This is a genomic window from Pseudomonas sp. NPDC089743, assembly GCF_044748785.1.
In the GTDB taxonomy this organism is placed as follows: domain Bacteria; phylum Pseudomonadota; class Gammaproteobacteria; order Pseudomonadales; family Pseudomonadaceae; genus Aquipseudomonas; species Aquipseudomonas putida_X.
On the sequence record NZ_JBIVGS010000030.1, the window covers coordinates 1 to 12008 of the forward strand.

The following is a 12008-nucleotide window of genomic DNA, read 5'->3' on the forward strand; positions in this document are numbered from 1 at the left end:
AGAGCGGGTCTGGATGAGTACATTCACTACTACAACCATGATCGCATCAAGCTCAGGCTCAATGGCCTGAGCCCTGTGGAGTACAGGACTCGGGCCGCAGCTTAAAGCTGTCCAACTTTTGGGGGGCAGTCCACCATGTGGGAGCCGGCTTGCCGGCGATGAATGCAACGCGGATCTCAGTAAGACGCCACCACAATCGATACCCGCCGGTTCTCGGTACGCCCAAGGCTGGTGCGGTTATCCGCTACCGGCTGAGTGCTGCCCAGGCCTCGGGTCTGAATGTTCTGGGTCGGCATGCCGATGCCGATCAACACCTTGGCCACACTCTGCGCCCGCCGCTCTGACAGCTGCTGGTTGTACGCCGCCTTGCCTGACGCATCGGCATGGCCGTCGACCCGCACGCCCTGAATGCCAACACCCAGCAACGCCTTGCCGATACGTTCGACAATCGCCTGGCTCTGGCCATTGAGGCTATCCACGTCACTGCCGAACAGCACCTTGCCCGACAGATCGAACGCCCAGCCCTCATCAGTGGGGGCAAACCCCTCGCGCTTGAGCACAGCGACCTGTTCGGCCGTCAGCCCTTTCCGGGGTGTGCTCTGGCAACCCGTGAGCGCCAGCAAAACCAGCAGCAAGGCGATGAAGGGAAAACGCAAACGCTGTATCACGGTTCAGCTCCTGTTCTTGATTTCAGCGGCGGACCGTTCCGTCTGGGCCGCGTGCCAGTGGCCACGGCGCATGCGCTTGGCCTGGTACATCGCCGCATCTGCGGCATCGAGGAGGCTGGCGGGGTCGTCGCCATCCTCCGGGTAATAGGCAATCCCGACGCTGAGCGAGGTGGTGATGCTACCCCCGCTGTCGAGCTGAATCGGCAGCGCCATGCTGCTGATGATCTTGTCAGCGATACGTTCAGCATCTGTGCGCGACTGCAGCGGTGTCAGCAGCACGGCGAATTCATCCCCGCCAAGGCGCGCCACCAGGTCATGCTCACGCAGTTGCGCCCGCACGCGGTCGGCGACGTTGATCAGCACCTGGTCCCCGACCGCGTGGCCGAGGTTGTCATTGATCCGTTTGAAGTGGTCACTGTCGAGGAACAACAGCGCCATATGGTCTTGCTGCCGGGCGGCATTGCGCACGCTGCGGTTGAGCCGGCCCTCGAAGAACGCACGGTTGTGCAGGCCGGTGAGGCTGTCGTGGCTGGCCTGGTGGGCCAAGGTGGCGTTTTCGTTCTGCAGGTGGCCATGCCAGATTTCCAGTTCGTCCAGCAAGGCGTTGAAGTCATTGCCCAGCTCGTTGAGTTCCGCGATCGGCGCTTGCGGCACACGGCGGTCGAAGCTGCGCTCGCGGCGGGCGGCGTGGGCGACGCTGGCCAGGCTACGCAGAGGGCGGACGATATCGCCGAGCATGCGCCGGGACAGGTACTGGGCGACAAAAGCGCTGAGGGCTGTGCAGAACAGGATGCCGCCCAAGCCGCTGAGCAGAAACAGCAGCAGGCTGCGGCCTTGGCCGACCAGCTCGATGTGCCCGACCTTTTGTTGCTGATGCATGATCGGCAGGTTGATGGGCTCACTCAGCAAGGCCCTTGCCACTTGCGCTTCCAAGGGCGCGAGCATGCCGTTGTCGTTGCGCTGCCAATGCGCCAACTGCTTACCGTCATTGTTGAACACCTTGGCATCGGCCACTTCTTCGGTTCTGGCAATCAGCTCCAAGGCCTCGTTGGCCGCGCCACTGTCGTCGAACACCACGGCGGCTTCGACGGTGTAACTGATCGAGCGGGCGATCAAGTGCAAGTTGTGGTTGGCGTACACACGCAAGGCAAGCACACCCAGCACTGTCAGCGAGATACCGGCAAGGCCGACGGCCAACACGGCGACGCTGAGGTGACCCCGGCTCAGTACCGAGCGCAGGGTCGGGCGGACGCCACTTTTTCTGCTCGCCCTCATGGTTGCACCCCCCGGCGCCGCGACAACTGCAGCACGCTGGGGTGAATACGCACGCCCGAGCGTGCCACAGAGTCGAGGTTGACCTCGAATGCAACCTGCTGGTCGCTGACCCGCAGGCAGAACAGGGTACCGACCGTACACGGGTCGTCGGCTTCACTGATGCTCAATACAGGGTGGTTACTGACGGCCTGGAACAACCGATCGCGCTGGCCTTGGTCGAGCTTGCCGATGTACACAGCGTCACACGCGTGGGCGATCTCCCGGTCATCAGCAAGCAGACGGCGCACTTGCAGCGGTTGACCGGAGTTCTGCAGGTTGCCTTTGATCAGGTCGTCGGTGTACTCGGTCGGGCCGACGAGGCACAACCGCAGCGGCACCGGTTCGACCGGCCAGCGTGCGTAACTCAAGATACCCAATACAACCTGAGTCACAGCCTCGGCACGTTGCAGGGCCTGCGCAGCAGTGGCCGAATCATCCGCATGAACAGGGCCGGCCAATAGCGCCAAGAGGGTCAGCAACCGCGAAAGCGCACCGCCAGTCACACGTCTGCCAACCACTGTCATGTGGGAAATCTCTTAAATCCCTTCAGATGTGGCGCAACGATAGCACAACGCCGTTATCGCTGTGGAAGCGCCCTGTCACGGCGCACGGCAGCTCCCACAGCTATGCATCACACCTGCTCGAGCATCAAACCGGAGATGCGCCGCACCCTGCGCGCCACCGCTTCTTCGAAGATGCCCTGCCGTGGCTCGACCAGGCTGAAGCAATGCTTGGCCCGGGTGATACCGGTGTATACCAGCTCTTTGGTCAGCACCGGGTTGAGCGCATCGGGCAGTACCAACGCGGTGTGGCTGAATTCAGAGCCCTGGGACTTGTGGACGGTCATGGCGAATACCGTTTCCACCTCGTTGAGCCGGCTGGGCAGCACGAAGCGCACCCCGCCACTGCCGTCGTTGCGTGGGAAGGCCACACGCAGCAGCGGCTCGCCCTGCTCGTCCGGCAAGCGCAGGGCGATGCCGATGTCACCGTTCATCAGGCCCAGACCGTAGTCGTTACGCGTCACCAGTACCGGGCGCCCTTCATACCAAGGCTGCTGGCTGTCGATCAGCCCGGCACTGTGCAGCACTCGCGCCACCCGCTCATTGAGCCCTTCCACCCCCCAGGCGCCCCTGCGCACCGCGCACAGCAACTGGAAGTCCTCAAAGCTGCGCAGCACCTTGCCAGCCCACTGCTCCCAGAGCGGATCGTCGAAAGCACTGCCAGGCGCTGGACGATGCCGGCCAATGGTGCGCAGGTAGCTGCGATAGCCTTGTGGCCCATCGGCGCCGCGGTTCAGGCCGTCGAGTATCAGCCGATCAAAGGCGCGGTCGTGCTCGCCGCGCAGGGCCAGGCCGAATACATCGGCCGGCGGCATCGTCAACAGATCGCGGGCCGCCTGGGCTTGCTGGCGGTTGACCAGGCGCGCCAGCTGGCCGATGCCGCTGCCTTCGCCAAAGCGCCTGGAAAAACGCAGCATCACGACTTGCTGTGCCAAAGGGTTGCGTTGCGCGTCGCCGGCCTTCAGCCCGCTCTCGGCCAACGACTGACCGCCAATCTGCTCCAGCCATGCTTGGGTAGCGGGTGAGTAGCAGCCCTCTTCGGCATCCCGGCACAGGTCGCCCAGCACCGCACCCGCCTCGACCGAGGCCAGCTGGTCCTTGTCACCCAACAGGATCAACCGGGCTTTGGGGGGCAAGGCATCGAGCAGGTTGGCCATCATTTCGAGGTCGATCATCGAGGCTTCATCCACCACCAGCACATCCAGCGGCAGCGGGTTGCCTGCATGGTGACGGAAGTGGCGAGAGGCCGGGCGGCTGCCGAGCAGCCGGTGCACGGTACTGACATCGGTAGGAATCTGCCGGCGGACATCGGCACTGACCTGCAAACGCTCGACCTGCTGACCGATGGACTCGGTCAGGCGCGCTGCAGCCTTGCCGGTGGGCGCGGCAAGGCGAATGCGCAGCGGCCTGCCCTGCTCGACTGCAGGCGCCTGCAGCAAGGCCAGCAGGCGCACCACCGTGGTGGTCTTGCCGGTGCCCGGCCCACCGGTGATGATGCTGAAGCCGGCGCGGGTAGCCAGGGCACACGCCAGTTTCTGCCAATCCACCTGGCCGGCCAGAGCACCTTCATCAAACAACTGCGCCAAGCGCGCAGGCAGGTCTGTGGGGGTGGCCTCGTCTTGACCCAGGCGCTGGCGCAGGGTTTCGTCGATCTGCCGCTCGTAACTCCAGTAGCGGCGCAGGTAGAGACGTTCACCGCTGATCACCAATGGCCGGGGCTCATGGCCAGGGGTATCGCCAGCCGCCACCAGGGTGCTGGCGGCAATGCGCTTGCGCCAGGTGTGCAGGTCGAGGTTGGCGAGCAACTGCGACGGCAGCAGCAACGGCCCTGCCAGGGCATCGCCTTCCGGCGGCAGCGACAGGGCGAAATCCGGCTCGGCCAGGGTTTGCTGCAGGTCCAGGCAGACATGCCCGTGGCCCAGCTGATGGCTGGCCAAGGCAGCGGCCAGCAGCAACAGCGGATCGCTGCCGGGGGCGCGCTCTTCCAGAAAGGACACAAATGCACGGTCCAGCGCCCGCAACCAGCCGCGCTCAACCCAGCGGTCGAGCAGTTGCAGCAGGTCTGCGCTGTTGCGTTGCGGCGCCAGCGTCAGCAGGTGCTCGGCGTTCAGTGGCGTAGGCAAGAGGTCATCAAGGGTGCGACTCATGGCGCAGCTCCGGCGAACAGGTCGTGTTGTTGAGGCGCATGCACGCCACGGAACAGCGCATCGAGTGCTTCGATCAACTCACGTGGCGGCTTGGCGAAGTACACGCCGTGGCCGCTGCTGCTGGCGCCGCGCAAGAAGATGAACAGCGCACCGCCCACATGCTGGTCATAATCGTAATCGGGCAGCCGGGCACGCAACTGGCGATGCAGGGCCAGCAGATAAAGCACGTACTGCAAGTCGTAGCGGTGCTCCAGGATCGCCTTTTCCATGGCCTGCGTGTCATAGGCCTGGATATCCGGGCCAAGCCAGTTGGACTTGTAGTCGGCCACGTAATAGCGGCCATCGAGCTCGAACGCCAGGTCGATGAAGCCTTTGAACATGCCGTTGAGCAGCGTCGGCTGAGCTGCGGGGCGCGCTGCACCTGGATGAGTGTGGCGGGCGACCAACTGGTCAAGCTGCTGGGCATCGACCTGATGGCTGGCGAACCAGAACTCCATTTCTATCTGATAGTGCTGCAACTGCGCCAACCTCAGGCTCATATCACGGGCAGGCAGTGGCTCGTTCAGCAGTTGCTGCAACCATTGGCTCAGTGCCGGGATCCAGCCGGTCCAATCGCGCCGGTTGCAGCGCTGGCCAACGGTGCGCTCGACCAGTTTGGGGTTGGCGGCGACCTCGGCGAAGCCTTCGCGCCCGGCCCACTCGAGCAAACCATGGAGGAAGGTGCCGGGGTTCGGCCCGCGCGGGAAGCGGTGGATGTCGCCGCCGTCGGCGGGCACCTCGCGGGGCAGTTGAATAGCGCCCCCCTCATCGTCGAGCAACTGCTGGGCCAGGGAGCTGTCGGCACCCAGTGTCTGTTCACCCACCCGCAAGGCGCTGTAGGACGCGATCCACCAATGCTCCGCTGCTGCACGACGAGGCTTGCGTGCAGGCTGCAGCTCGCGTTCGGCATGGGGCGTGCGGTAGCGTTGTTCGTCTGCCTCTGGCAGGCCGGGGCAGGCAATGTGTGGGCAGCCGGCCAGCAAGCTCTGCAGCCAGTCCGCCAGTTGCGCCGAGCCCTGCAGCGGTTCACCGCCGCCAAGCAGATAGCCGAGAGCGGAGCGGTGCAGCTGCGAGCTTTTCTGATTACCGCGCTTGAGGTCGGCAACGCCCAGCCAGCATGCATGCTGGGCACGGGTGAGGGCCACGTAGAGCAGGCGCAGGTCTTCCGCGAGGCGCTCATCATCGGCCAAGGCGATCTGCGTCGGGTCGGGGGTCAGGGTCAGTTGCGCCTGCCCTTGGCTGTCGTGCCAGGCCAGCGGCAGGCGACTACCGTCGACCGGTTTGCTGGTGCAGATGAACGGCAGGTAGACCAAGGGGTATTCCAGGCCTTTGGATTTGTGGATGGTCACCACCTTGACCAGCTGTTCGTCGCTCTCCAGGCGAAGGATCTGGTCTTCACTGGCCTGGCCGGCGTTGGCCAAGTGCTCGGCCAGATGGCGGATCAGCGCTTGCTCGCCATCCAGTTCGCCCGCCGCTTGCTGCAGCAGCTCCGCCAGGTGCAGCAGGTTGGTCAACACCCGCTCGCCATCGCTGCGGGCAACGAGCGTACGCGGCAACTGAAAATCGTGCAGCAGGTGCCGCAACATCGGTAGTACGCCCTGGCGCTGCCAGGTGTCGCGGTAGCGGCGAAAACGCATGACCCAGTCCTCCCAGACCCGCTCGTCCTGGTTCAACTGGTCCAGCTCGGCCAGCGACAGGTCCAGGGTCAGGCTGGCCAAGGCGGCCTTGAGCAGGCGCTCGGAGTCCGGCTCGGCGCAAGCCTTGAGCCAGGCCAGCAGGTCATGCGCTTCCTGGGCGGCGAAGACCGAGTCCTTGTCGGACAGGTACACGCTGCGAACGTCACGGGCGGCAAGTTCGGCTCGCACCAACTGCGCCTCATGGCCGTCACGTACGAGAATGGCGATGTCTGAGGGCAGGCAGGGGCGCAGTTCGCCGTCAGCCTTGCTGAAACCGCTCTGGCCGCGCTGGGCACTGTTGAGCAGGGCGACGATGTGGCTGGCGCAGCTGGCCGCCAGTTGCTGCCGGTACAGTGTGCTGGAGACGGGGTCTTCGCTCTCCAATTGCCAACACTGCAGGGCCGGGATTGCCTGGCCGTCGATCAACAGGCGTTCGCTGCGCCCCTTGGCGCGTACCTCGATGAACGGCAACGGGTTGTCTTGGCCTTCGCGGAACAGGAAGGCGCCCCGCCCTTGCTCACGGGCTTCGGCCTGCAGGAACACCTGATTGACAGCGGCCACCATTGCTTCACTGGAGCGGTAATTGGTGTCCAGGCTGTGCAGCCGTCCGGCGGTGGCGCGCCGCGCGGACAGGTAGGTGTAAATGTCGGCGCCTCGGAAGGCATAGATGGCCTGCTTCGGGTCGCCGATCATGAACAGACCGGTTTCCTCACGATTTTCGCTGATGCGGTAGATGCGCTCGAAGATGCCGTACTGAACAGGGTCGGTATCCTGAAATTCGTCGATCAGGGCTACCGGGAACTGTTCGCGAATCAGGCTTGCCAACCTCTCGCCGGCTTCACTGGCCAACGCATGTTGCAGGCGCAGCAGCATATCGTCGAAGCCCATCTCGGCGCGGCGGCGCTTTTCCACCTCGAAGCGCGCCGAAACCCAGGCAGCGGCGTGCTCGAGCAGGCGGGCATCGGGGCTGGCCAAGGCCTGTAGCTGTTGTGGCAGATCGTGCATGGCGTGCAAGGCCGGGTGATCTGGAGGCTCACCGATTTTCCAGGCTTCGGCCATGCCTGCCGGGGTCAGGCGCGTAAAGCCAGTCCCCAGGTCAAGCTCCACTATCTGCTCATCAGCAGCCCAGGCGCGTAACTTGTCGAACCAGGGTTCGAAGAAGCGCGCCTGCAGTTTGCGCCCGTCGACCTGCTTGGCGGCGACGGCGTCCCGGCAGATCTGTTGCAACTGCTCGGCCCACTGCGCCCACGGGGCTTTGAGTTGGTACAACTGATCGGCGCGCTCCAGCAGCGCGGCATCGATCAGCGCTTGCGGTTCTTGCTCATCCTGCTGGGCACGCACGCGACCAAACAATGGGCGGATCCGGGGCAACAGTGCATCGGGGCTGCCCCAATGGCTGCGCACCCAGCCCAGCGCCGCGCCGTGCATGCCGTAGCAGAAACGCCGCCAGTAGTCGCGCATGACCTGGCCAAGCAAGTCGCTGTGGTCGGTTTCCAGGCTCTGGGTGAACAGGCTGCCGCTGTCGAAGGCATGTTCGCGAAGCATGCGCTGGCACCAGCCATGAATGGTCGAGACTGCCGCTTCGTCCATCCACTGTACGGCGATCTCCAGGCGGTTGGCGCAGCGAGGCCAGTGCTCCTGTGGATAATCGTCACGTAGCTGGTGCAGCAGCGGGTCGGCTTCTGGCAGCTCGCCGCGAAAGAAGCGTGCAGCCTCGGCCAGGCGCGCGCGAATACGCTCGCGCAGTTCCTTGGTGGCTGCATCGGTGAAGGTCACCACGAGGATCTGCGGTGGCAGCAGTTCGCGGGCAAAAGCGTGCTCGCCGCCATGGCCAAGTATCAGCCGCAGGTAAAGGGCCGAAATCGTGAACGTCTTGCCGGTACCGGCACTGGCTTCGATCAGTTGGCTGCCGTGCAGGGGAAAACTCAGTGCCAGGGGACGGACCTGGGTCATGCGCCACTCTCCGGGTTGCCCAGCGTCTGCCAGGCTGCGCTGTATAACGGGCGGTACAGGGTTTCGCACCAGCCTTCAAAGGTTTCGTCGGCACTGAGTGCGGCGAAGTCACGGAATTGTCGGGCCAGGGCCAGGCTTTCGCTGCGCTCACCGAAACTGGTGCGGCCATCACCTTCGTAAGCACGCGCGGCTGCGGCGAGGGCTTTGTCAGGATCGTCCTGGGCCAGCCAGGCGAACGCTGTCTTGGCGGCAACCGGCAGCGGCGCATTCATTGCGGCCTGGCGTGACACCAGCAAATGGCCGAGCTGCTCAGCAGCTTGGTGTTGTGACAGTGGCGCAAGCAGCAAGGTGATGTCGCTGGCCAACAGGGCGCTATACAGCGGATAGCCTTCGGCGCACGCCGCCAGGTGCATGACCCAACTGGCGATCAGCCGGTGCCACTTGAGACTGTTACGCCCGGCGCTGATGGTGTTGGGCACCGTGGTGATGCTCAACAGGCTTTGGTCGGCGGCCTGGTAGACCCGGCCAAGCCAGCCCTCCAGGCGATGACTGCCCTGTTCGAAATTGATCGGCAGCGCGCCCTCCACCACCTCGGGCCAGCGCTGCAACAATTGGCGATGGCGTTGCAGCAGGTCGGGCAGCGGCTGAATCAGTTCTGCCTGCAAAAGCTCACCGAACCCGGCCAACGGCAGCATGCCGCATGCCTGCAGCCGGCGCGCCTGGGCTTGCAGCGCATGCTCGGCGTTTTCCGGGTCGGCCAGCGCCGCCCCGAGCAGGCTTTCGCTGGCGCTGTAGCGCTGCAGGGCGTCCAGGACGAACGGCTCCTCATCTGGCGTCGGCGCCTCCAGCGCCTCGAAAAACACCTTCAGCCGCTGGCTGAAGAAGTGCCGCACCGGATTACGCAGAAAATCCTGCAGTTGCGTGAGCGTCAGGGCTTCATCGCCACTGTAGGGTGGCAGGCCAATGTCTGCCTGTTCGCCCTCATCGCTAACCTGGTGCAGCAGCTGCCATTCATGGGCGTAACTGAACAACGCGCTGCCTTTCTGGAAATAACGCGGGCTGAAGGGCTGCAGCGGGTGCTCTTGCGTCAACCCATGCAACAACTGCTCGCCCGCGTGCTGGCTGTCCCTGCCACCGGCCAGCCGCCAACCTGCAGCCAGGTGATCGCGCAGTTGGCCTATGAGCACGGACGCCGGACGCTCGCTGTTGTCGCGGATGCTCCGGCCGACCCAGCTGATGTATAGCTGATCGCGCGCGGACAACAACGCCTCGAGCAGCAGGTAACGGTCATCCTCCCGGCGCGAGCGGTCGCCGGGGCGGTAATCACTGGCCATCAGGTCGAAGTCCAACGGCTGCTGGGCGCGCGGGTAATCGCCATCATTCATGCCCAGCAGGCAGACCACCCGGAACGGGATGGCACGCATTGGCATGAGGGTGCAAAAGTTTACCGAACCGGCAAGAAAACGCTGGGACAGCTTGCCCTGATCCAGGCCCGACAACCACGCCTCGCGTATGACGGTGAGGGGTAGCACGTCTTGCAAGCCGACAGTCTCGCACACCTCCAGCCAGCTATCGCGCAGCTCCTGCAGTTGCATGAGCAGGAACTCGTCATGTTCGCCTTCTGCCAAGAAGAACACTTGCAACAACGCGTTCAGCCGCTCGCCCCATTGGGCAGCAGTGGCTGGCTGCGAGAGGGCATGGTTGGCCACATCCAGGGCGTCGAGCAACGCCACCAACGGGCCGATCAGCGCAGCATCCAGCCCGCCGATTTCGTCGTAGGGTTCGATACCGTCGCAGCCTTCCCCCATACCGACGGCATAACCCAACAACATACGCCGCAGGCCGAACCGCCAGCTGTTCTGTTCAAGGCCTTCGGGCAGGCCCAGGGCCGCTCGCTGCTCGGCATTGAGCCCCCAGCGGATACCGGCACCTTCGATCCAGCGGTGCAGCGTGGGCAGGTCGCTTTCGCGGATCCCAAAACGGGCTTGCACAGCCGGTACGTCCAGCAGATCGAGCACCTCGCTGACGGCGAAACGGCTGTCTGGCAGCTTGAGCAGATGCTCCAGGGCAATCAGCAAGGGATCCCGCCCGCGCTGGCCCTGATCGGTCAGGGTAAAGGGTATGTAACGCGGGTCGTTACGCTGTAACTGGCCGAAAACGGCGCGGATATGCGGTGCATAGGTGTCGATCGCCGGGAGCATGACAATGACGTCACGCGGGCGCAGGGTGGGGTCGGCACTGAAGCGGGCCAACAACTGGTCGTGCAGGATCTCGACTTCGCGCTGTGGGCTGTGGGCGATGTGGAAGCGGATGGAGCGGTCTTTTGCCAGAACCACCTCAGGCCACAGCTCACGGGTTTCGGTAAGCGGGCGCAGTTCGAGGATATCGTCCTGCAGCTGCTTGAGCAGTGTCGTCGGCTCGCTTTCGCTGAACAAGTCGATGCGCCCGTCGCTGAATGCGCCCTGGTAGCTGCCTGGGTCGTCATAACTGTCGAGCAGGTTGATGTAGTCGCGTCCCTGTTTGCCCCAGGCGGCCAGCAAGGGGTGGGCGTGCTGGTGCAAGGACTCGTCATCCAGTTGCACGGGCATGCCCTGTTTGCGTTGCTGGCGCTTGTACTGGTGGCGCAGTAGATCCTTGTCGGCGACGATGTCCGCCCAGTGGTGGCGACAAGGGTTGTGCACACACAGCAATACCTGGCTGAAGCGTGCGAGGCCTGCCAGCGCTTCCAAGGCTTGGGCAGGCAGGGATGAGATACCGAATACGATTACCCGTGAAGGCAGGCCCGCAGGGGGCTGCTCAAGGCTGTTGATACGTTCGATGAACCGCTGGTGCACCCCTGCCCGGCTCTGGGCCATGCCTTGTTCACCCACATCCTCGAGCAGGGCCCGCCACAGCTCTGCCTGCCAGCGGTTGCCAGGCGCCAGAGGCTTGCGTTCGCCACGGGCCGTATTGAGGACGTGCTGCCCGGCTGCCCAGTCCTTCAGCCAGTCGGCACGATAGACCTGGTATTGGTCGAACAGGTCAGCCAGGCGCTCTGCAAGCTGATAGCGTTTGCGCAGATCGCCGTCGTCAGTGAGGAAGCGTCGCAACGGCTCGAAATGCGGGCGCTCGATCAACGCGGGTAGCAAACGCATGAGTCGCCAGGTCAGCGGGGCCTTGTCGAGCAGGGAAACTTCCGGGATTTCGTCACGCCCGAGGACTTTTCTGTACAACTGCCACATGAAGCTGCCTGGCAACTGCACTTCGATGGCAGCAGCGATCCCACAGCCGCCTTGGTCATCTTCGAGCGGGTCCTCGGCCAAGGCCAGCTTGAGCCACTGGGCGATGCCATTGCTCTGCACCAGGGCAATTTCGTTTTCCAGGGGGGCCAGCGGATAGCGCCGCATCCAACTCACCACCAGGCTGCGCAAGTCGTCCAGGCGGTTGCCGTGCACGATCATGAAGCCGGGGTGGAGTGAAGTCGGGTTGGCCATTGATGGTTCTCTGGAAGGCAGGTCGGGCTGATGGGGAACGATATCACGGCTAACCGCCGAGTCCGGGATCTGTGAAAGCCAGAAAAGACAAAACCCCTACCTGCTCGCGCAGATAGGGGTTTTGCGAAATGAATCTTGACGATGACCTACTCTCACATGGGGAAACCCCACACTACCA

General features: G+C 64.0%; 7 protein-coding genes. 1 reads left to right on the forward strand and 6 read right to left on the reverse strand.

The annotated features are described in order from the left end of the window. Nucleotides 1-105: IS3 family transposase (locus ACIPZC_RS25730; protein WP_400630341.1), on the forward strand; the 105-nt coding region annotated here is incomplete at its 5' end. A 71-nt stretch (nucleotides 106-176) separates the two neighbouring features. Here the strand turns inward: ACIPZC_RS25730 and ACIPZC_RS25735 are convergent. The 6 genes from ACIPZC_RS25735 to recC form a co-directional block, all read right to left on the reverse strand. Next, nucleotides 177-668, reverse strand: a complete 492-nt coding sequence (locus tag ACIPZC_RS25735) for an OmpA family protein (protein ID WP_400630329.1) — start codon at nucleotides 666-668, stop codon at nucleotides 177-179. A gap of 3 nt (nucleotides 669-671) precedes the next feature. Beyond that, on the reverse strand, nucleotides 672-1943 hold the full coding sequence (locus ACIPZC_RS25740) for a diguanylate cyclase domain-containing protein (RefSeq protein ID WP_400630331.1): 1272 nt from the start codon (nucleotides 1941-1943) through the stop codon (nucleotides 672-674). Then, nucleotides 1940-2506 carry a YfiR family protein gene (locus tag ACIPZC_RS25745; protein WP_400630333.1) on the reverse strand — a complete coding sequence of 189 codons (567 nt, stop codon included), beginning with the start codon at nucleotides 2504-2506 and terminating at the stop codon, nucleotides 1940-1942. Before ACIPZC_RS25745 ends, ACIPZC_RS25740 begins: the two co-directional genes overlap by 4 nt. 107 nt (nucleotides 2507-2613) lie before the next feature. Further along, entirely contained in the window at nucleotides 2614-4689 is a 2076-nt protein-coding gene (recD, locus tag ACIPZC_RS25750; RefSeq protein ID WP_400630335.1) for an exodeoxyribonuclease V subunit alpha, read from the reverse strand. After that, nucleotides 4686-8357, reverse strand: coding sequence for an exodeoxyribonuclease V subunit beta (gene recB, locus ACIPZC_RS25755; RefSeq protein WP_400630337.1), 3672 nt, complete (start codon nucleotides 8355-8357; stop codon nucleotides 4686-4688). The genes recD and recB overlap by 4 nt, the downstream gene beginning before the upstream one ends. Continuing rightward, nucleotides 8354-11830: an exodeoxyribonuclease V subunit gamma gene (gene recC / locus ACIPZC_RS25760; RefSeq protein WP_400630339.1), complete on the reverse strand. Its 3477-nt coding sequence runs from the start codon at nucleotides 11828-11830 to the stop codon at nucleotides 8354-8356. The genes recB and recC overlap by 4 nt, the downstream gene beginning before the upstream one ends. Nucleotides 11831-12008 lie beyond the last annotated feature (178 nt).

What these genes read in the sequence shown, in the direction of transcription:
- ACIPZC_RS25740 (WP_400630331.1), bottom strand. Translation starts at nt 1,943, where the DNA reads ATGAGGGCGAGCAGAAAAAGTGGCGTCCGCCCGACCCTGCGCTCGGTA.
- ACIPZC_RS25745 (WP_400630333.1), bottom strand. Translation starts at nt 2,506, where the DNA reads ATGACAGTGGTTGGCAGACGTGTGACTGGCGGTGCGCTTTCGCGGTTG.
- recD (WP_400630335.1), bottom strand. Translation starts at nt 4,689, where the DNA reads ATGAGTCGCACCCTTGATGACCTCTTGCCTACGCCACTGAACGCCGAG.
- recB (WP_400630337.1), bottom strand. Translation starts at nt 8,357, where the DNA reads ATGACCCAGGTCCGTCCCCTGGCACTGAGTTTTCCCCTGCACGGCAGC.
- recC (WP_400630339.1), bottom strand. Translation starts at nt 11,830, where the DNA reads ATGGCCAACCCGACTTCACTCCACCCCGGCTTCATGATCGTGCACGGC.